Annotated in this window: 22 protein-coding genes; 3 read left to right on the forward strand and 19 right to left on the reverse strand. The window is 27.9% G+C overall.

All coding sequences use genetic code 11. The features are described 5' to 3' along the window. Nucleotides 1-60: 60 nt before the first annotated feature. The 17 genes from secF to lexA form a co-directional block, all read right to left on the reverse strand. Nucleotides 61-933, reverse strand: coding sequence for a protein translocase subunit SecF (gene secF, locus A500_RS14940; protein WP_016208402.1), 873 nt, complete (start codon nucleotides 931-933; stop codon nucleotides 61-63). Continuing rightward, a complete protein-coding gene (gene secD / locus A500_RS14945) occupies nucleotides 926-2,191 on the reverse strand; it encodes a protein translocase subunit SecD (RefSeq protein ID WP_016208403.1) in 1,266 nt (421 codons plus the stop codon). Before secD ends, secF begins: the two co-directional genes overlap by 8 nt. Before the next feature lie 325 nt (nucleotides 2,192-2,516). After that, on the reverse strand, nucleotides 2,517-2,885 hold the full coding sequence (locus A500_RS14950; protein ID WP_016208404.1) for a TIGR04086 family membrane protein: 369 nt from the start codon (nucleotides 2,883-2,885) through the stop codon (nucleotides 2,517-2,519). Nucleotides 2,886-2,937: 52 nt separating this feature from the next. Further along, the gene (yajC, locus tag A500_RS14955; protein WP_016208405.1) at nucleotides 2,938-3,210 is read right to left on the reverse strand and encodes a preprotein translocase subunit YajC; all 273 of its coding nucleotides are present in this window, start codon (nucleotides 3,208-3,210) and stop codon (nucleotides 2,938-2,940) included. 99 nt (nucleotides 3,211-3,309) lie between these two features. Further along, on the reverse strand, nucleotides 3,310-4,452 hold the full coding sequence (gene tgt / locus A500_RS14960; RefSeq protein ID WP_016208406.1) for a tRNA guanosine(34) transglycosylase Tgt: 1,143 nt from the start codon (nucleotides 4,450-4,452) through the stop codon (nucleotides 3,310-3,312). Between the two features lie 21 nt (nucleotides 4,453-4,473). Further along, nucleotides 4,474-5,502, reverse strand: a complete 1,029-nt coding sequence (queA, locus tag A500_RS14965; RefSeq protein ID WP_016208407.1) for a tRNA preQ1(34) S-adenosylmethionine ribosyltransferase-isomerase QueA — start codon at nucleotides 5,500-5,502, stop codon at nucleotides 4,474-4,476. Nucleotides 5,503-5,544: 42 nt separating this feature from the next. Continuing rightward, a complete protein-coding gene (ruvB, locus tag A500_RS14970) occupies nucleotides 5,545-6,570 on the reverse strand; it encodes a Holliday junction branch migration DNA helicase RuvB (protein WP_016208408.1) in 1,026 nt (341 codons plus the stop codon). A gap of 9 nt (nucleotides 6,571-6,579) precedes the next feature. Beyond that, nucleotides 6,580-7,185: a Holliday junction branch migration protein RuvA gene (gene ruvA / locus A500_RS14975; RefSeq protein WP_016208409.1), complete on the reverse strand. Its 606-nt coding sequence runs from the start codon at nucleotides 7,183-7,185 to the stop codon at nucleotides 6,580-6,582. Nucleotides 7,186-7,464: 279 nt separating this feature from the next. After that, nucleotides 7,465-8,331 (reverse strand): DegV family protein, encoded by an 867-nt coding sequence (locus A500_RS14980; protein ID WP_016208410.1) that lies wholly within the window; start codon nucleotides 8,329-8,331, stop codon nucleotides 7,465-7,467. Between the two features lie 132 nt (nucleotides 8,332-8,463). After that, nucleotides 8,464-9,639 (reverse strand): stage V sporulation protein E, encoded by a 1,176-nt coding sequence (gene spoVE, locus A500_RS14985; protein ID WP_016208411.1) that lies wholly within the window; start codon nucleotides 9,637-9,639, stop codon nucleotides 8,464-8,466. Between the two features lie 19 nt (nucleotides 9,640-9,658). After that, on the reverse strand, nucleotides 9,659-11,866 hold the full coding sequence (locus tag A500_RS14990) for a stage V sporulation protein D (protein ID WP_016208412.1): 2,208 nt from the start codon (nucleotides 11,864-11,866) through the stop codon (nucleotides 9,659-9,661). A 133-nt stretch (nucleotides 11,867-11,999) separates the two neighbouring features. After that, on the reverse strand, nucleotides 12,000-12,443 hold the full coding sequence (gene msrB / locus A500_RS14995) for a peptide-methionine (R)-S-oxide reductase MsrB (RefSeq protein WP_016208413.1): 444 nt from the start codon (nucleotides 12,441-12,443) through the stop codon (nucleotides 12,000-12,002). Between the two features lie 44 nt (nucleotides 12,444-12,487). After that, the gene (locus A500_RS15000; RefSeq protein WP_016208414.1) at nucleotides 12,488-12,865 is read right to left on the reverse strand and encodes a hypothetical protein; all 378 of its coding nucleotides are present in this window, start codon (nucleotides 12,863-12,865) and stop codon (nucleotides 12,488-12,490) included. 74 nt (nucleotides 12,866-12,939) lie between these two features. Continuing rightward, complete coding sequence (locus A500_RS15005; RefSeq protein ID WP_040436960.1) at nucleotides 12,940-13,551, reverse strand: DNA-3-methyladenine glycosylase; 612 nt, start codon at nucleotides 13,549-13,551, stop codon at nucleotides 12,940-12,942. A gap of 176 nt (nucleotides 13,552-13,727) precedes the next feature. Next, entirely contained in the window at nucleotides 13,728-14,423 is a 696-nt protein-coding gene (locus A500_RS15010; protein ID WP_016208416.1) for a DUF3784 domain-containing protein, read from the reverse strand. 104 nt (nucleotides 14,424-14,527) lie between these two features. Beyond that, complete coding sequence (locus A500_RS15015; protein WP_016208417.1) at nucleotides 14,528-14,734, reverse strand: hypothetical protein; 207 nt, start codon at nucleotides 14,732-14,734, stop codon at nucleotides 14,528-14,530. Nucleotides 14,735-14,936: 202 nt separating this feature from the next. Further along, nucleotides 14,937-16,382, reverse strand: a complete 1,446-nt coding sequence (gene lexA / locus A500_RS15020) for a transcriptional repressor LexA (RefSeq protein WP_242835148.1) — start codon at nucleotides 16,380-16,382, stop codon at nucleotides 14,937-14,939. A gap of 174 nt (nucleotides 16,383-16,556) precedes the next feature. Between lexA and A500_RS15025 the strand changes: the two genes are divergently transcribed. The 3 genes from A500_RS15025 to A500_RS15035 all read left to right on the forward strand — a co-directional run bounded on the left by A500_RS15025 (nucleotide 16,557) and on the right by A500_RS15035 (nucleotide 18,900). Next, nucleotides 16,557-16,928: a putative ABC exporter domain-containing protein gene (locus A500_RS15025; protein ID WP_016208419.1), complete on the forward strand. Its 372-nt coding sequence runs from the start codon at nucleotides 16,557-16,559 to the stop codon at nucleotides 16,926-16,928. Nucleotides 16,929-17,264: 336 nt separating this feature from the next. After that, nucleotides 17,265-18,170 (forward strand): putative ABC exporter domain-containing protein, encoded by a 906-nt coding sequence (locus tag A500_RS15030; RefSeq protein ID WP_242835149.1) that lies wholly within the window; start codon nucleotides 17,265-17,267, stop codon nucleotides 18,168-18,170. Nucleotides 18,171-18,189: 19 nt separating this feature from the next. Then, on the forward strand, nucleotides 18,190-18,900 hold the full coding sequence (locus A500_RS15035; RefSeq protein ID WP_016208421.1) for an ABC transporter ATP-binding protein: 711 nt from the start codon (nucleotides 18,190-18,192) through the stop codon (nucleotides 18,898-18,900). Between the two features lie 59 nt (nucleotides 18,901-18,959). On the opposite strand, the gene A500_RS15040 is transcribed toward A500_RS15035, so the two are convergent. Then, complete coding sequence (locus tag A500_RS15040; RefSeq protein ID WP_016208422.1) at nucleotides 18,960-19,484, reverse strand: TIGR04002 family protein; 525 nt, start codon at nucleotides 19,482-19,484, stop codon at nucleotides 18,960-18,962. Further along, nucleotides 19,468-20,310: a pyridoxamine kinase gene (locus tag A500_RS15045; RefSeq protein WP_016208423.1), complete on the reverse strand. Its 843-nt coding sequence runs from the start codon at nucleotides 20,308-20,310 to the stop codon at nucleotides 19,468-19,470. Before A500_RS15045 ends, A500_RS15040 begins: the two co-directional genes overlap by 17 nt. Nucleotides 20,311-20,440: the final 130 nt, after the last annotated feature.

Here is a 20,440-nt window from a genome sequence, read left to right on the forward strand (position 1 = left end):
AAAAAATAATAACATCCAAATCAATTTCGGTAGGTTTAACTTTTGTTATCTTTATAAAGATTAAGCTATTTCCGCTTTACTTTTTTTAACTTTCTTGTCTTTTAACATAACCCATACTGGTGAAGCTATAAATATAGAAGAATAGGCGCCTGCAGCTATTCCTATAATTAATGGGAATGAAAATTCTCTAACTGTTGGTACAAAAATATTTACAGCTATTATTGTTATTAAAGTAGTCAATGTTGTATTTATTGATCTAGACATAGTTTGAGTTATACTTTTATTAGCTACTTCTGTAGATGACACCCTTCTCATATTCTTTAAGTTTTCTCTAATTCTATCAAATATTACTATAGTATCATTTATAGAATATCCTACAATCGTTAATATTGCTGCAATAAATGGTGTATTAACTGGTATATCAAATATAGCATAAACACTAATTGTTATTAATACATCATGTAACAATGCTATTACTGAAGCTATTCCATAATTCATTTCAAATCTAAATGCTATGTACACAAGCATAGCCACACAAGCAACCAGTAAAGCAACTATAGAATTTTTAGTAAGCTCTTTTCCTACAGAAGCTCCTATTTCATCTTGTGATATTAAGGCACTATCTTCTAAAGTATATTTTTCTTGCAGTGCTTTAAAAACTTCTGAGACTTTAGTACTATCTAAATCTTTTGCCTTTATTTCATATTGTGTATTATCAATTTCATTAGTTACTGCATCTGGAACTATATCTTTAACTATTTCATCTGCTTCTGGCTTATTAAAATTTTCTCCTAATTCAACTACAACATTAGTTCCGCCTCTAAAATCTATACCAAAGTTAAGCCCTCTTACAATAATAAATCCTAATCCTACAACTATAATTATTGTAGATAAGGTGAACCAAAGCTTAGTTTTTTCTATAACTTTAAGCATTTTCAGCCCCCCTCTTTACTCTAAATTGTCCTAGACTTTTTAAAAGCCCCATATCAACAGCTAAATTTATTAATATTTTTGTTACTATTAGCGCTGTAAATAAACTTAAAATTATTCCTATCATAAGTGTTACAGCAAACCCTTTTACTGCTCCTGAGCCCATAAAATATAATATAAGTGCTGCAATAAATGTTGTTGAATTTGAGTCTACAATTGATGACATTGCATTTTCAAAACCTTTTTTTATTGCACTTTTAATTGGAATACCAATTGAAAGTTCTTCTCTAATTCTTTCAAAAATTAGTACATTAGCATCTACAGCCATTCCTATAGTTAATAAAAATGCTGCAATTCCTGGCAACGTCAATGCCGCCTTCATTTCCACAAATACTATAAGTACTAAAGTTATATATAACGTTAATGCTATACTTGCAAATAATCCAGGTAATCTATAATATAAAATCATAAAAATAAACACTAAGGATATTCCTATTACTCCAGCCTTAACCGCATTAGGAAGCGCTTCTGCTCCTAACTGTGCACCTACATTTTTAACTGATACAGCCTTAACTGTAACTGGTAAAGCTCCTGAGCTTATTATCCCTGATAGCTTAGTTGCTTCTTCCATTGATGACATACCATTAATCACAGCTTTTCCATCTGTAATTGCATTTTGAACTACTGGTTGTGAAACTACTTCATCATCCATTGATATACTTATAGTTTTTCCTATATTATTAGCCGTTGCTTCCGCAAACTTTGTTTGCCCTTCCTCATTAAGCTCTAATGATACTACTGGACTTGATGTACTATCTAGTACAGCTGTTGCTTCCTTAACGTCTTTTCCTGTTAAAACAATATTTCCTTCGGAGTCTTTAAATTCTAAGTTACCAGTTTTACTTAATCCATCAACTATTTCACTTGAATTATATGCTCCTGGTATATCCACCCTTATTCTTTTTTCTCCTTCTTCTGTAACAACTGTTTCTGATACTCCAATTTTATTAACTCTTAATTCTAATAATTGCTTAGTTCTTTGACGAACATCTGATGGCACATCGTCTTCTTGTATTTCCATCAGGACTGAAACTCCACCTTGAAGATCTAAACCTTTAGTTATAGCTTCACCAATGGACTTAATCTCCCACCCTGCTATTTTAAACCCTTTAAAACCTGTAAATGCTAATGAGAAAATAGCAATGACACAGAGTATAAACAATATTGAACTTTTACTCTTACTTTTGCTTCTCGCTTTCATGTTCTTCCCCCTCTGGTACGTTTTCATTTAAATTATATTACTTATGTTAAGTAATATCAACTACTTTTTAAGAATCTTGTATATTATTACCAATACAAGACCTTGTTTTTATAATATTTTTAATTTTAACTTATTTTCATGATTAATTAAATTCATTATACATAAATTACAAGTGGCTTTATTCAATTGATAATTAAGTTTTATTAGTTTTATATTAGTAAATCTTATTAAAAATTAATAAAGAAAAATGAAAAAACAAAAGAATTAAGAAACAGTAACTCTTTCACTTTTTCACTTTTCATTATTTTGATTAACAAAATTTTACTTATAGATTTACTCCAAGCATTCCTGACAGTAATCCTATAAAAACACATAAAGTAAATTTAATAAAGTCATACATTCCTAATGTTGGTTCTGCACCAAATATAATTCCTATTATATATAGAGCTATGTAAAAAACACATCCTACTGCTAAACCAACTACCCAACCTTTACTGCCCTGGGCTTTTACTGCAACTATAGACCCTACTACTAAGGCTAAGCACGATATGACTACATAAATCACATTAAATATACCTTCTCCTAATGTAATTCTATTCATAAATAGCGAAAATATCGCTGTTACTAAGAATGTAATCATAAGTGCCCAAATAACTCCCTTTAGTACATTTTTAAAATAATTTGTCCAATCCATAAAAATTTCACCCCCTACTACTCATTTTATGAGGTATTAGGGGGCTTTATTCTTATTCTGTTTCTTTATTTACTTTTGTTGCTATACCATTTTTCGTTACTTTTAATTTAGTTCTTTCAGCACTAGTTTCTAAAATAATATAGTTATCCTCAACTATTATTATTTTCCCCATAATTCCACCTCTAGTTACTACTTCATCATTCTTTTCTAGAGAGGATATCATTTCATTATATTTCTTATTTCTTTTTTTCTCTGGTAATATTAATAAAAAATACATAATACCAAACATTAATGCGAATGGCAATACAATTGATAATATTTGCATACAGCCCTCATTCCCTTCATAAAATAACTATTAATTCACAATAAAAACTATATATCATTTATATTCTACTGTCAATTATGTTAACATACATTTAATTATTTATGCTTTTCCGTTCCATTCTTTTAATTTTTCATCTTTAAATTCCTTAAAGTATCCTCCATCAATTGCACCCCTAATCTCTTCCATAAGCTTATTATAGAAATAAAGATTATGTAAAACACAAAGCCTCAAAGCAAGCATTTCCTTAGCCTTAAATAAATGCCTTATATAAGCTCTAGTATAACTTTTACAAGCAGGACACTGACATCCTTCATCTATTGGTCTTGTATCCAATTCAAATTTTGCATTCATCAAATTTATTTTACCTTCTTTGGTAAAAACATGACCATGTCTACCATTCCTTGCCGGAAGAACACAATCAAAGAAATCCACTCCTCTATCAACAGCTTCTAATATATTACTTGGAGTTCCAACACCCATTAAGTATATAGGCTTATCCTCTGGTAAGTATGGTACAACAGCATCTATTATTCTATACATTTCTTCATGGGTTTCTCCAACAGCCAATCCGCCTATTGCATAGCCATCCAAGTCCATTTTTGTTATAGTCTTTGCATGCTCAATTCTTATATCCTCGTAACATCCACCTTGATTGATTCCAAATAGCATTTGTTCTTTATTTATAGTTTCAGGAAGTGAATTTAATCTGTCCATTTCCTTTTTACATCTTTCAAGCCATCTTGTTGTTCTCGCCACTGATTTTTCTACATAATCTCTTGTAGATGGGTTTGGAATACACTCATCAAAAGCCATAGCTATAGTTGAAGCTAAATTACTTTGAATTTGCATTGATTCTTCGGGTCCCATAAATATCTTTTTACCATCTATATGTGATGAGAAATAAACTCCTTCTTCTTTTATCTTTCTCATTCCTGATAGTGAGAATACTTGGAACCCACCTGAATCTGTAAGTATTGGTCTATCCCAATTCATAAAATTATGTAATCCTCCAAGACTTGCCACAACCTTATCAGATGGTCTTAAATGTAAATGATATGTATTAGATAATTCTACTTGACATCCTATTTCTTTTAAATCCATTGTTGATACAGCACCTTTTATAACCGCTAAAGTACCAACGTTCATAAATACAGGAGTCTCTATAGTTCCATGAGGAGTTTCAAATCTTCCTCTTCTTGCTTCCCCATCCTTTTTTAGTAAAGTATATCTTTTCTTACTCAAAATTTCACTTCCTCTTTTCGTTTACTCTTTTATTAACATAGAATCTCCAAAGGAGAAAAATCTGTATTTTTCTTTAACAGCCTCATTATATGCATTCATAACATTTTCCTTACCTGCTAAAGCTGAAACTAACATTATTAAAGTAGATTCAGGTAAATGAAAATTAGTTATTAACTCATCAATAACTTTATATTTATATCCCGGATAGATAAAAATATCTGTCCAGCCACTTTGCTCTCTTACAAAACCATTTTCATCTCCAATTGTTTCTAAGGTTCTTGTAGAAGTAGTTCCTACAGCTATTATCTTATTCCCATTTTTTTTAGTTTTGTTTATAATATCTGCATTTTCTCTATCTAACACGTAGTATTCTGAATGCATTATATGTTCATTTATATCTTCTACTTTTACAGGTCTAAATGTTCCAAGTCCAACATGAAGAGTTAAGTAAGCAATATTAACCCCTTTAGCTCTAATTTGTTGTAATAATTCTTCTGTAAAATGTAATCCTGCTGTTGGTGCTGCTGCTGATCCTTTTTCTTTTGAATATACTGTTTGATATCTTTCTTTGTCTTGAAGTTTTTCTGTAATATATGGTGGTAATGGCATTTCTCCTAATTCGTCAAGCACTTGTTCAAAAATACCGTCATAAGAAAATTCTATTATTCTATTTCCTTCCTCCACAATATCAACTACAGTACAAGTTAATTTACCTTCACCAAAAGTAAATTTTTGACCAATTTTTGCTCTTTTACCGGGCTTAGCTAAGCATTCCCATTTATCTCCTTGAATTCTTTTTAGCAATAAAAACTCTATCTTGCCACCAGTTTCTTCTTTTTCACCTATCAATCTTGCAGGCATAACTCTTGTATTATTTAAAACTAAAGTATCTCCTTCATTTAAATACTCTATTACATCATGAAAATATTTGTGCTTTATAACTCCAGTCTTTTTATCTAAAATCATTAACCTAGAAGAATCTCTCTTTTCTAATGGATGTTGTGCAATTAATTCTTCTGGTAAATAAAAATCAAAATCACTTACCTTCATTTTTCTTCTCCCAATCTATTTTATCTATGAATTAAATTATCTTTAAAATAACTTTTGTTGTTCTCCAGTTACTTTTCTTATCTTCTTGCTTCTTCCTAAATGCTCGTATGCTTTTTCTGTCGCAACTCTACCTCTTGAAGTTCTTACTATGAACCCTGTTTGCAATAAATATGGTTCATAAACATCTTCTATAGTTCCAAGCTCTTCTCCTATAAAATACGAAAGTGTTTCTATACCTACAGGACCTCCATTAAAATTATCTATTATTGCTTCTAAAATTTTATTGTCAACTCTATCAAACCCCTTATCATCTACTTCTAGAAGCTCAAGTGCAGCTTTTGCTTCTTTATAACTTATAAGAGAATCTGAGTAAACCTCTGCATAGTCTCTAACTCTTTTTAGTAATCTATTTGCTATTCTTGGAGTTCCCCTAGACCTTCTTGCAAGCTCATATGCTCCTTCTTCCGTTATATCACATTTTAATACAAAAGCAGATCTAATTATAATCTCTCTAAGCTGTTCCTCTGTATAGTATTGCATATCACAAAGAACTCCAAATCTATCCCTTAATGGAGCTGTTAACATACCTATTCTTGTAGTTGCTCCTATTAAAGTAAACTTAGGCAAATCTAATCTTATAGATTTTGCTGCTGCTCCTTTTCCTATAACAATATCAAGAACATAATCCTCCATAGCTGGATAAAGTATTTCTTCTACATTTCTATTTAATCTATGAATTTCATCTATAAATAAAACATCGTTATCCTTAAGAGTAGTTAATATTGCTGCTAAATCTCCAGCTCTTTCTATCGCTGGACCTGACGTTATCTTTAGTTCTCCATTCATTTCTTTTGCTATTATATTAGCTAATGTAGTTTTTCCAAGACCAGGCGGACCATATAGCAATACATGATCTAATGCTTCATTTCTATTTTGAGCTGCTTTTACAAATATGCTTAACCTTTCCTTAACTTTATCTTGACCTATATATTCACCTAAACTTTGAGGTCTCAAACTTAAAGTATTACCATCTTCAAAGATTTCTTGTGGTGTTATTATTCTTTCCATAGTTCACCTCTATCCCATAAGAACCTTTAAGCAATTTTTTATTATATTTTCTAATGTATCTGTTTTATCAACTTTTTTAATCGAAGCTTCTGCTTCTTTTTCTGAATAACCAAGAGCTAAAAGTGCTCCTAATGCTTCTGCTATGTTACTTGCATTGGTTGGAACTAAATCTTCAAACTCTCCTGAGTCTTGACTTCCGCTAATCATTTCTTCTTTCTTTATTTTATCTTTAAGCTCTAGTATTATTCTTGCCGCTGTCTTCTTTCCAATCCCAGGGGCTCTACAAAGATGCTTTTCGTCTCCCATCATTATTGCATATTTTAAGTTATTTATTCTACTAATAGACAATAATGATAAAGCGGCTTTTGAGCCAACTCCATTTATAGAAAGAAGTAACTTAAACATTTCAAGTTCTTCTCTGGAATTAAATCCATATAACCCTATAAAATCTTCTCTTACTATTTGCTCAATATAAAGTTTAGCTTCTTCGTCAACTTTAGGCATAGATGACATAGTTGCTCCTGATGTAAATATTTTGTATCCGATTCCATTATTTTCAATAATAATATAATCTTTATATATCCCTTTATATATCCCTACTATGTATTCATACATACAACCAAACCCTCCAATGCCATTTTTCTTAAATCATGATAATTATATTTTATCTATACTACACTTTAACATTATCTAAAAATAATTCAACTTATTCAATTTATTGATTAAAGTAAATAACAGTATAAAATATAACTATTACTAATTTTATCTAATATATAAAAGAGTTATCCAAAACTAATTCTAAACTAATTCTAGATAACTCTTAAAATATATTAATTTTTTTTAAAATACTAATGAATAATACCAATAAACTTATTAACTTATATATTTATTTTATTATCTATTCTCTCCAATAAAAAATAAAGCAATTGTCCCTGGACCTGAATGTGAACCTACTGCTGGCCCTACATTATTTATAATAACTTCCTTAACCTGTACTTCATTTAAAATTAAATCCTTTAAATGTTCAGCTTCACTTAAACAATCTCCATGACTTATAAATATTGTTTGTTCTTCTGGCTTTATAATTCGCTCTTTCAAACTTTCTTGCAAACCCTTAATTGATTTTTTCCTTCCCTTTACTTTAGATACAGGTATTAATCTTCCTTCATCATCTACATGTAATATAGGCTTTATATTTAACATAGTTCCTACTATAGCAGCAGTACTAGATACCCTTCCACCTCTTTTTAAATGATTTAAATCATCTACTGTGAACCAATGGTTAACTTTTAATTTATTATCTTCTATCCAAGCTACTACCTCGTCTTTACTTGCTCCATTTTTAAGCATACTAGCTGCATAGTAAACTACCAGCCCTAACCCCATAGATGCACATTTTGTATCTATTATAGTTATATCCGCTGAAGAAATTTCTCCTTCAACATTTTCTTTCGCTATTCTTGCACTATTTACACATCCACTTAATGCTGATGAAAAACCTATATAAATTATTGAATAGCCTTGGTTAGAATATTTCTCAAAAACCTCTGTAAATTCATATGCATTAACCTGCGATGTTGAAGGCATTTCTCCTTCTCTTATCATATCATAAAACGCTTTATACTCTATACTCTGCCCCAAATCATCTTTAATTTCCTTACCTTTTATGTTAACTCTAAGTGGCATTACTTCTATATTGTTTTCTTTCACAAAATCTATAGGTAAATCACAACAAGAATCTGTTAAAATAACTGTCTTCATAGTCATCTCCTCCAAACATATTTTATAGTTTTTAATATGCGTCTATTATACATCTATATATAAATTTTTTCCATTAACTTAATAAAGATTTAAAAATATATAAACTTATATAATAAATATATACATTATTTATCAATTTAATTCCTCTTCTTTACCTTGTCTTGAAATATTTAATAATATTCCAATTGCTGATAAATTAAAAACTAAGGATGTTCCACCATAACTTATAAGTGGCATTGGAACACCTGTTACAGGCATAGATCCAGTTACAACTGCAATATTTATTATAGCTTGTATAGAAATTACTGAAATTATTCCAATAGCAAGTAGATACCCATAATTGTCTCTTGCTTTAACTGCTATAGATGTCCCCTTTATTGCTATAAATATAAAAAGACAAATTATAAATATACATCCAATAAGCCCCAATTCTTCACCTATAATAGCAAATATAAAGTCATTATGTGGTTCAGGCATAAAAAGAGCTTTCTGCCTTGAATTTCCAAGTCCTACACCAAATAATCCACCTGAACCAAGAGCATAAAGAGATTGTATAAGTTGATAGCTATCTCCTGATGTATCTGCCCATGGATTTAAAAAGCTTGTAAGTCTTTTTAGCCTATAGCTTTCTATAAAAATCAATCCCATTCCTGCTGCTAATCCCATTGGAATAAGTGAAAGTAAATGACTTATTTTAGCTCCACCTGCTAATATCATAACAAATGCAACCATCATAACTATAGCAGTTATACTTAAGTTTTTTTCAAGTAATATTAGTAATGCAAAAACTCCTGCTATAGCTAAATAAAATATTGTTCCTTCTGCAAATTTCTTGATTTTTCCTTTTCTTTGATCTATTAATAATGCTAAATAAAGAACAACTACATATTTTGCTAGCTCAGATGGTTGAAAAGATAATGGTCCAAGTCTTATCCATCTAACAGCTCCATTTATATCTGCACCAGCAAATAAAACCACTACTAATAATCCTAATGTAATTAATACTATCCAAGGTGTCCATCTCTTATATATGTGATAATCTATGGACATTGTAACAAGCATTCCTATTATACCTACTACAGACCATGTTATTTCTTTAAAAAAATAAAAATCTGAATTATATACATCTTTTTGGTATAAAGCATAGTATGAACTTGATGAATATACCATAATTATTCCTATAACTAGCAAGACTAATATAGCACATAACAAACTATAATCAATATTTTTCATTTTTATTTTTTTTCTTCTTGAAGTTGACCGGCTTCTACTTCTCCCTTTTATACTTAACGCTCTTACTTTATCCATCTTATCTCCTACTATCTTATTATTTCAAATCTAATTTTACTTTTGTTCCTTTTTCAATTAGTTTTCCAGCAATAACATCTTGACTTTCTACTACTCCACTTCCATTGGTTTTATATGTTATTTCCAAACTATTTAAAATATTAGTTGCTTCTTCCAAAGTTTTACCTTTTAAATCTGGCATTATAAGCTTATCAATATCATTTTTATAATCATCTACATTCAAACTTATAACAGCATTTTCTTCAACTAATGAGCCTGGATATGGTTCCATATTAGTTACTTTTGAAGTATCTTTACCTATATCAATATTTAATTTACTATTTTCTAATATCTTTTTAGCTTCATTAACTGATTTCCCTCTTAGTTCAGGTACTACTACTTTATTCTTATATGAATATCTTTCAGTATAAACTTGAGAATCCATATAAGTAAATATTTCAGATAATAATGATTTTAATATTGGAGTTGTTACTGGGCCACCATAATAATTTCCTGCACTTGGATCTTCAACTTTTATAAATATAGTTACTTGTGGATTTTCCACAGGATATAGAGCAACTACAGAGGCTATATATTTATCTGCTGAGTATCCTCCTAATATAGGATCAACTTTTTGAGCTGTTCCTGTCTTTCCTCCAACTCTTCTATCTTTTCCCATAAAGGCCCCTATTTCCTGACCTTGATTTATAGTTCTTTCTAAATAATCTCTTAATGTTGCTGTTGTTGCTTCTGAAATTATACTTTTTTCTATAATTGGATTAAATTGTTCATCTATAACTTTTGTTCCATTGCTAGCTTCATGAGATATCTCTTTCATCATATGAGGTTGAATTAAGGTTCCTCCATTTGCTATTGCATTAAATGCTCTCATAAGTTGAATGCTGCTTACAGTATTAGTTTGTCCAAAAGATATAGTTGCTAAATCCATTTCACTCATATCACTTACTGATTTTATTATTCCCTCTGATTCCCCTGGAAGATCAATTTTAGTTAATTTACCAAATTCAAATTTATCTATATACTCTCTTAGTTTTGCACTACCTAATCTAGATCCTAATTCCATAAATCCTACATTACAAGAATTCTGTAATATTTGAGGAAGAGTTTGAGTCCCGTGTCCAGCTGTATTCCAGCATTTTATAGTTGTTGAACCAAACTTCACCCCTCCATCACAATAAAATGTATCATTTTCATGTGCAACTCCTTCTTCTATTGCAGCTGCCATAGTAATATTTTTAAATGTTGATCCTGGTTCAAAATTATTGCTTATAGCACTATTTCTAAACATATTTTGAAGTTTTTCAAAATCATTTTCTCCATCAAACTTTTCATATTCTTCATATGGATTATTAGGATTAAAATCTGGCTTATTTACCATAGCTAAAATTTCACCATTATTTGGATTCATAACTATTATTGAAACTTCTTTAGCTTTATTATCTTCAAATCCCTTTTCAGCAGCTTTCTCTGCCATTAATTGGATATTTTCATCTATAGTCAATGTAACATCATTACCGTTAACAGGGCTCGCATATTTTATAGTCTGGAACGGTAATTCTTTTAGCGAACCATCTACTTCTGCTATTTTATATCCTGCTAAACCTTTTAGCTGAGCGTTATACTCAAGCTCTACTCCATTTAACCCAACATTATCAGAATTTACACCACCTAATACATGGGCTAAGAAGTTATTATTTGGATAGTATCTTTTGGGATTTATTGAAATAATAACCCCATATATATCTAAAGCCTTAATTTTATCAGCAACTTCTTTTTCAATTCCAGTAATAAGAGTACTAGTTTTTACTTCAATGCCTTCTTCATTAATTGGATTTAACTTTTTATTTACCTCATCTATCGTTAATCCTGAAGCAGTAGCTAGACTTTCCACAACTTTATCTTTTGCAATTTCTTCATCAGTTATATATGTATCTATTGCTTTTAAATCTAAATCTACTCTATATACATCTATTGAAGTTGCTAGTATTGACCCACTTCTATCTTTTATATCTCCCCTATCTGCTTCTACAGTTACTTGAGAGTTCCATTGACCTTGAGCCATATGCTTATATTCTTTATTTTTATATATCATAATATAAGTTAACCGTCCTATTAAAGCTAAAAATATTATACAAATAATTATGCTGCTATATAATGCTCTTTCTCTTGAATAAATACCTTTAGTTTTACTATTTCTTCTTTTAGTAGTTTTGTCTCTATTGCTCATCTTCTTCTCCCATACAACTATTTAAATATTTTATTGATAGGTTGTCCCTTAATTATAACAAAAATAAATTCATTATGTAAATTATTCCCTTTATTTTAATTTAAATAAAAAGTAAAAGTGGATACCACCTTTACTATTTATTTTCAAACAAATCTAAATATTTTTCGTAGCCCTTTTCTTTCATTTGATTTCTAGGTATAAATTTTAATGCTGCAGAATTAATACAATATCTAAGTCCACCTAATTCTTTTGGTCCATCACAAAACACATGCCCTAAATGAGAATCTGAATTTTTACTTCTTACTTCTGTTCTCACCATACCATGGCTTTTATCTACTTTTTCTTCAATTAATTTTCTATCTATTGGTTTTGAAAAAGCTGGCCATCCGCAACCAGAATTAAATTTATCCGTTGAAATAAATAATGGTTCTAAAGAAACTATATCTACATAAATTCCTTCTTTAAAATTATCATTATATTCATTTATGAAAGGTGGCTCTGTAGAGTTTTCCTGTGTAACTTTATATTGAATTTCTGTTAATTTACTTTTTAATTCTTCTTTTTTTATATTTGTCATACTACACCCTCCATTTATATTATAAAGCCATTTGAATAAAATTTCTATTTATTCTTAGTAATAAATATTCTTTTAATAACTGTTTGTGGGGGTTCTGACTTAGTCATAGCTTCATTTACTCTTGCATATACTAAATCTCCCTTGTCAATAACTATATCTTCTTTTTTATCATTTGTTGAATTCATAACTTTTGTTTCATTATCTATTATCCCAACTACAGTTATTTTACTAACTTCCTTTCCCTTTATATAACCCTGTATAGTAACTCTTGTATTTCCATCTTCTGATTTTTGTACTTCTAATACTTCTCCTATTACAACTGGACTTTTAGCTGATATTCCTTTCTCTGGTTTTGCTCCAACTAAAATTCCTGAAAAAATAGTCAATAAACAAATTACTATTAATAATTTTTTTAACTTCATTTTAATTTCCTCCTTAGTTTATAATCACTAATAGTTTTTTTCCTCTTTAAAATAAATATTCATTCCATTTGTATTTATTTTTTTGAAACATATGGGTTATCTTTAATATAAAATCTCCACTTAAAATCCTTAGCTTCTTCTGCATAATCTATCCCTACTCTGGTGGTTTTAACTATTTCAATATTTTTGCTTTCATTATATTCTAGATATAATCCATTATTTAGATATAACTTTTTATAGTTATCTTCTCTTGTAATACTTAAAGCAGTACATAGCTTAGATGGTCCATTGGTTAAATTTCTCTTTTGTACATTTGTTAACTCATTATAACTTTTCTTAAATCTAATATTAGATAAATAATCAAAATTATCAATAGGTTCAACAGCTCTTATTAAAACTGCCTCTGGCTCATCTTTTATATTAGTTACTATATTAAAACAATGATATAACCCATAAATAAAATAAACATACGCTATTCCGCCTTCTTCGAACAAAGGTTTTGTTCTCTCTGTTTTTTTATAATTATACGCATGACAAGCTTTATCTGTAGCTCCTATATAACTTTCTGTTTCTACTATTTTAGATTTAATTTTTATACCATCAATTTCTCTAACTAAGTAATGTCCTAATATACCTTGAGCTACTTCAATAGCTCCTTGCCTATAAAATTCTTTTTCAATCATCATAATAAATCTCCAGATATCAAAATATTATAAAATTAATTATCTTTTATAACTTTATTATTTATTATACTACCATATTTATTCCCTAATTATTTCATATTTATGACTTATTTAATTTTAACTATAATAAAAAAATAGAAAAGCCCTATAAGCTTCTCTATCTCAGCTATTTTAAATTATTAAATGATTGGTTTGTTAAAGTATATATCTTTATAATTTATATATACGTCAAAATTTACCGTTGAAATTTTAATGTATGGTCCTTTATTACTTTGGACATAAAGTTTAACTTTTTCTCCATTTTCCAACTTAAAATCACCTTTTTTAATAGCACCACCATCACTATATCCATTGCTCTTAAATCCTATTTCTGGAATATTATCTACAAGCTTTATTTCTTTTATATCTTCTCTTTTTAAAGTAATTCCATAGCTTCCATCTATAACTATAGCGTCCTCTTTAATTATAATATTATTGGTTTCATTGCCAAATGAAAATGTTATAATCATAATAGCAAATGTTATAAATCCTATAACTACCATTACCATTATTTCTGATTTGCTCTTTTTATTATGATCAAATTTTTGCATATATATTAAATACCCAAATACAATAATTAATAAAGTAATTATAAAAGGTAATATAGAAATTTGAAAATATTTTGAAACTATAGCTCCTATAAATATTAAAAAGGCTATTAAATAACACATTCTTCCCATATGTTTCGCTATTTTTTCGATATCCACTTTAGATTTTTCTTCTTTAGACTGCGTATTATACCCTGATATTAACCAGTAACATTTATATTTACTAATAGCTACTCCTAATACTATAAATATTATGCAAATAACAGAAATGAATATTATAGATAGCATAACAAACCTCACCCCAACCTTCTACATTTCTATTTCACCTAACTCTTTATATGGTTAATTATACGCTTTATTTATGTTGTTATCAATGTTGTTAGTCATTTTTCTTACCATTCAATTGTTAAAATATTTATTTCATCTTTTATTAATGAAACCTTGTACCCTTCTAATGCTAACCAAGCTAATAATTCTTTTTGTACCTCTTCATCATTACACATAAGTATTGCTGAAACCTTATTTATATCAGAGTTTTTAGCATAATTAATATTATCTAATATTTTTCTTTTTTTATCATTTAAAAATTCTAGATTCATAAAAACCTCCTACATATTTTAACTTATATAAAATATGTATTAGTCAAAAAGCATTATTATGTTGATTTACTTTATTTTCCAGGAAATATTTTTATAATTATCTTTAATAATTATAATTTATAGAAGAAATTGCTTATAAAATTTCTAAACTTAAAAGCTTATTACATAATAGATTTAATTTAATATCTACCTCTTTATCTTCTTAATTGTGAGATAAATCCTGTTTTATTATTCCAATTGCAACTCCTAATATATTAACTTCTTTATTTTCTAAATTAATTGGAGCATATAAGGAATTGGCTGGCATTAACTTCGGTGAATCACCATTTAAGTTTAATGTTTTTAATGTTGCCTCTCCATCTAAACTTGCAGCTACTATTTCATTGTGATTTGCTGTGCCTTGCTTTTTAATAACAACTAAGTCCCCATCACAAATATCTTTTTCCACCATAGAATCTCCTTTTACTCTTAAGATAAATATATCTTTTCCTCTTTCAAGCCAATACTTTGGTATATAAAAGTTACCTTCTATATTATCATTTATTTCTATAGGTGTTCCAGCTGCTATATTATTAAACATTGGAATATCTTCTAATTCATTTTCGTTATAACAAATATCATTTCCTTCAAATATTTCTTTTTTATTCGAAGCAGTGTCTATATTAAACTCTATAATTCCCTTGTTTTTTAAGTTAATATATCTATATTTTTCAACTGTATTTACTTGTTTTTTCTTCTCTTCTTCATATTTGATTTTGAAATTAAAGCTTTTTCCTTTTACATCAACACCTAAAGTATTTACTTTTCTTCCTTTAATCATCCAGGAATTTTCTTTATTATTGAGTTCATTATTTAACACAAAAATAAATGAAGAATGAGCCATATTTTTATAAATAGCTTTTATAAAATCTATTTCACCCTTAGTAAACTTCTCCATATCATCTAATATGATATGACTATATAGGCCACCATGATTATTTATATACAAGATAGCATATAAAACATGGTCATATTCATCCATGTATCCTTTAGCAATTAATTTATCATTATATAAATCTTTAATTTTATATATAGCCTCTCTTGTGTAAGAAGATTTCTTAATTCTTCCACCTCTACCTTTTCTATCAACTTCTAAATATTCCTTTTTAGAAAGATTACTTGCTTTAATCCATAAAATTTCTTCTAATACAAACTCAATTGTTACTTTTTGAAGAAATTTAGATTTTTTATGAAATAATAATATTTCATCCTCTAAGTCTTTCAAAATCTCTAAAGACTTTATTTTATCTATAACCTGCATAGCTAGTCCTTTTTTTCTTCTAAATGCTTTAGAATATGTATCAATAAGTTCTTCTATTGATACAATATTTACTCTATCTTTTTCTAATGAAAATAATGAATAAAAATAATTCTCACTACTTTCTTTTTTATAAAGTTCTATTGCTTCATAAGCTTTAGTGTAATTAGATGTTACAAGTAAAATCTTGTCCTCCTCATAAATGCAGTAATTATTTTCTAAATTTATTGTTTTATATATCGATGCAGTACTCTTTCCTGTACCTTCATTACCCTTTAGCATTTGATATCCTGAATTTTTATGATTTATAAATCTGTGTTGAATATTAGAAAAATCCATTACCTTCACCACCGTATCCTTCTTATGTTTTATGTACTATAATCATATATTCTATAATAGTTTATGTCAAATAATCACTATTAAAAAGTAGTGATGTTTAAGTGTATTGACTATAATTTAACATTCTTCTTGTTATATATAATATTATTTGCTATAATTTAACAAACAACTTTGGGAGGTATTTAAATGAATGATTTAAAAGTTTTAATATATTTAGATCTTTTAAAAATTAAAAATTTCTTTTTTCAAATTTTCACTAATCCAATTCTCTTTCTAAAAAAACTATTTTCAATTATTATTTTCTTTGGAGTCTGTTTTTCTTCAATTATTATTTCAATATTTAAAAATGAATCTAAAATATCTATAACATCAGAAATTCAACAAGCTTCACTTGGAATAATAGCTGTACTATCTGTTATTATTATATTATTTGTTTTAGCACATTATTTAAATGATTATGCACCAAGTAACTTTTCAATTTCAGATATTAATTATTTATTTCCTTCACCATTGAATAACAAAATAATACTTTTTATTCTATGGCTCGTAGTGCTATAAAAGGTGTAGCTAGTTTCTTCTTAAGTATTCTTTTCATTATACTTATGCTTTTAGCTTCAACTAATTTATCATTAATAGGATTATTACCAATAGCTTTTGGTTTCTTCTTTATATTCTTATTATTTATTTCGCTATCATACTTATTTTTTGCATTGAAAGTTAAAACAGGTCTAATAAAAAAGTTTAAGATTATATCCTACATATTACAAGGTATTACATGCTTAATAGTTTTATTTTATTTATATAAACTATGGACATTTAACTTTAACTTTTTTGAATTATCTCTTTCTATTTTTGTATAGTTTTCTGGTTAAGTTACCAGTAGTTTGTTCTATTATAAACTTTATATCATTACTTTTAACTGAAACAGTTACACCACCAATATTCGACATAGTGTACTTAATTGTATTAACTGTACTTAATTGTTTTTTATTTACAGCTCTAAATACTGACTACTATGAAGAAATAGCTGAAAAAGTATCTGTACAAAATGAAAGGATTAAGCAATTAAAAAATAATAAAAAAGATGTTCATTCACAAATGGAAAAGGAAATAAAAAATGTTAACTTAAATAGTAACTCTAAAGAAAGATGGGGAGTGCTATCATTATATTGGAAATCTTCTATTATTAGAAAAAGAAAACAAACTTCATTAAAGAAATATTTGTTATTCTTATTTAACATTATTATTGGCGCTATAGGGGGATATGTAACATTACAAGGAAATCAATTAATTTCAATTATCGCAATTTCAGTTGGAACAGTTTATATAGGTCTTATTTCATCTAACTTTTCTGAGTTGTCTAGAGAATTAAAAAATGTGTATATATACATTATCCCTGGAAAACCAATAAATAAAATTCTTTCTACAGTCTTAGATGAGCTTTTAGTATTACTAATTAGAATTAGTATAATGCTTATACCTTCAATTGTTTTAAATTCAGAATTCTTAATCTTAGGAATAGGATGTTATATACTAACACTAGCATTTTCTCTTGTGATAAAATTGCTTAATTTAATATTGATACTTCTTATGCCAAAAGATAATGAATCTGGCCCTGGAATGCTTGCAACCTTTGTATTAATGATAATTATAATGATTCCATTTTTAGCAACTGGAGCTACATATGGATTAACACTTAATACTTATATAGCTTTTGGAGTATTAACTGTAATAATAGGTCTTTATCTAGGTTTATTAATATTATTATGCAATAAACTATTCGATCTTATAGAGTATTAAGAATTAATAGGAGGAAAATATGTTAGAAGTAAAAAATTTGTCTAAATCATTTAAGAAAAATAAAGCAATTGATAATATATCATTTAGTTTAAATACTGGGGAAATAGCCATATTATGTGGTCCAAATGGTGCTGGTAAGACTACTACCTTAAAATGCATACTTTCTCTATTAAGAAAAGATTGCGGTGATGTTTTAATAGATGGCAAGTCAACTAAAGATAGAACTATAAGAGAAACCTTAGCATATATACCAGAAACACCTGATTTATATAATTTATTAACAGTTTGGGAACATTTTAAATTTATAGCTCTAGCTTATAAAATCAAGGATTGGACAAGCAAAGCTGAAGATTTAATGAATATTTTCAATTTATCTAATAAGAAAGATTCTCTTGCTAAAGATTTATCTAAAGGTATGAAACAAAAAGTTTCTATTATAATGGCATTAATTCATGATCCAAATATAATTTTAATTGATGAGCCATTTGTAGGGTTAGATCCAAATGGAATAAAGGAATTTAGAGATATGTTATCTAAAATAAAATCTCTTGGGAAGACTATACTGGTTAGTACTCACATATTAGCTTCAATGGAAGAAATTAGTGATACTATGATTTTAATGAAAGAAGGTAAAATAGTAGACTCTGGAAGCAAGGAATATTTAAAAGAAAAATACAACGAAATGGGCAACATAGAAGATTTATTCTTTAAAATAATTGATAATGCTTAATAATAAATATGGCTGTCCTTGAGACAGCCATATTTATTATACTTACTTTATTATAATATTTAAATTATTTTACTTGTAAAGATAATACTTTTTCTAATTTTTATCCTATCTAAAGAATAACTAAGCATTAGAAATATTATTCCACTTGCTATAGGTTGTATTAACTCCATAAAAAAAGTTGCAAGTGGTGCTATAAAATTTCCTGATATAATTCCTCCAGCCAAATAATATCCAAACCATCCTACTATTCCTGCTAAAAATACAGCACTTATATTTCTTTTGCAAATAATATTATTATCTTTAGATGTAAAAAATAATACCATAACTGGCTTAATTATTATTGTTGGTAAAACCCAAAGCATTCCTCCAGATAATGCATCTGAAAGCCCAGCCCCTATTGCTGCGGATATCATAGCATAAGGTGTGGGTAATAATACAGCTGATAAATATATAAGAATATCACCTAAATGAATATATCCCCCATTAAACCCTGTAGGAATATGCAAAAATGCTGTTATTACATATATTAATGCTGCAAAAAGTGCTGTTATTACTAAATTTCTTGTTTTAATATTTTCTTTCATTTATCAAAATCAACTCCTTTAAAAATGCTTCAAACATTATCCCTTCCTTAGGATTAGTTTTAAATTTAGATGTATATTGAATAGCTTCATATATAAAGTTAGAAGCTTCTTTAATAGCAAAATTCAAATCATGTCCATTTAATAATAACCCTATAATTATTGATGTAAATATGTCTCCAGTTCCACTATAAGACTCATTATTAAAATATTCTTTTACCATAAAAACTTTATCTTCTTCTTTATCATAAACAAAATTGTAAATTTTATTTTCTCTTATTATTCCTGTAATAATAACTTTTTTAGGACCCATTTCGGATATTTTAACAGCAATTTCTTTTATTATTTCATCACTCATCTTATTCTTTTTATAATCTTCACCTGTTAATATGCAAGCCTCAGTTAAATTTGGTGTTACTATATTTGCAATAGAGATAAGTTTTTTCATTTTATTGCACATATTTTCTGTGAAAGTATCATAAATCATTCCATTATCCCCCATAACAGGATCTATAACAATTAAAGAATTTTTATTATCTAACACAAAATCTAACACTATATCAATTTGCTTTTCTGAACCTAAAAAACCACTATATATACAATCAAATTTTATATTCAACTCTTTCCAAACTTTTTTATAATTATTCATTTCATTAGTTATATCTAAAAATGAAAATTTATCAAATCCAGTCTGAGAAGAAAGTATAGCTGTCGGAAATGGACAACATTGTACCCCTAAAGCTGATAATATTGGAAGTGCTACTGTTAGTGAACATCTTCCTATTCCAGATAAATCATTTATTGTTGCTACCTTTTTTACCCCATTCATAAGTGCACCCGCTTTTTATTAAGTATTTATTTTATAATAATCCAATAATTACATTTTGTCTATTGTACCGATACAATGTTGAAATCAATAAAAAAAAATAGAACTATTAATTTAAAATAGCTCTATTTTT

The organism is Clostridium sartagoforme AAU1, from assembly GCF_000401215.1.
Lineage (GTDB): Bacteria > Bacillota > Clostridia > Clostridiales > Clostridiaceae > Clostridium > Clostridium sartagoforme.

Excerpts from the sequence above, each read along its gene's own strand:
- secF (WP_016208402.1), bottom strand. The coding sequence starts at position 933 with ATGCTTAAAGTTATAGAAAAAACTAAGCTTTGGTTCACCTTATCTACA.
- secD (WP_016208403.1), bottom strand. The coding sequence starts at position 2,191 with ATGAAAGCGAGAAGCAAAAGTAAGAGTAAAAGTTCAATATTGTTTATA.
- A500_RS14950 (WP_016208404.1), bottom strand. The coding sequence starts at position 2,885 with ATGGATTGGACAAATTATTTTAAAAATGTACTAAAGGGAGTTATTTGG.
- yajC (WP_016208405.1), bottom strand. The coding sequence starts at position 3,210 with ATGCAAATATTATCAATTGTATTGCCATTCGCATTAATGTTTGGTATT.
- queA (WP_016208407.1), bottom strand. The coding sequence starts at position 5,502 with ATGAAGGTAAGTGATTTTGATTTTTATTTACCAGAAGAATTAATTGCA.
- ruvB (WP_016208408.1), bottom strand. The coding sequence starts at position 6,570 with ATGGAAAGAATAATAACACCACAAGAAATCTTTGAAGATGGTAATACT.
- ruvA (WP_016208409.1), bottom strand. The coding sequence starts at position 7,185 with ATGTATGAATACATAGTAGGGATATATAAAGGGATATATAAAGATTAT.
- A500_RS14980 (WP_016208410.1), bottom strand. The coding sequence starts at position 8,331 with ATGAAGACAGTTATTTTAACAGATTCTTGTTGTGATTTACCTATAGAT.
- spoVE (WP_016208411.1), bottom strand. The coding sequence starts at position 9,639 with ATGGATAAAGTAAGAGCGTTAAGTATAAAAGGGAGAAGTAGAAGCCGG.
- A500_RS14990 (WP_016208412.1), bottom strand. The coding sequence starts at position 11,866 with ATGAGCAATAGAGACAAAACTACTAAAAGAAGAAATAGTAAAACTAAA.
- msrB (WP_016208413.1), bottom strand. The coding sequence starts at position 12,443 with ATGACAAATATAAAAAAAGAAGAATTAAAAAGTAAATTAACAGAAATT.
- A500_RS15000 (WP_016208414.1), bottom strand. The coding sequence starts at position 12,865 with ATGAAGTTAAAAAAATTATTAATAGTAATTTGTTTATTGACTATTTTT.
- A500_RS15005 (WP_040436960.1), bottom strand. The coding sequence starts at position 13,551 with ATGATGATTGAAAAAGAATTTTATAGGCAAGGAGCTATTGAAGTAGCT.
- A500_RS15010 (WP_016208416.1), bottom strand. The coding sequence starts at position 14,423 with ATGCTATCTATAATATTCATTTCTGTTATTTGCATAATATTTATAGTA.
- A500_RS15015 (WP_016208417.1), bottom strand. The coding sequence starts at position 14,734 with ATGAATCTAGAATTTTTAAATGATAAAAAAAGAAAAATATTAGATAAT.
- A500_RS15025 (WP_016208419.1), top strand. The coding sequence starts at position 16,557 with ATGAATGATTTAAAAGTTTTAATATATTTAGATCTTTTAAAAATTAAA.
- A500_RS15035 (WP_016208421.1), top strand. The coding sequence starts at position 18,190 with ATGTTAGAAGTAAAAAATTTGTCTAAATCATTTAAGAAAAATAAAGCA.
- A500_RS15040 (WP_016208422.1), bottom strand. The coding sequence starts at position 19,484 with ATGAAAGAAAATATTAAAACAAGAAATTTAGTAATAACAGCACTTTTT.
- A500_RS15045 (WP_016208423.1), bottom strand. The coding sequence starts at position 20,310 with ATGAATGGGGTAAAAAAGGTAGCAACAATAAATGATTTATCTGGAATA.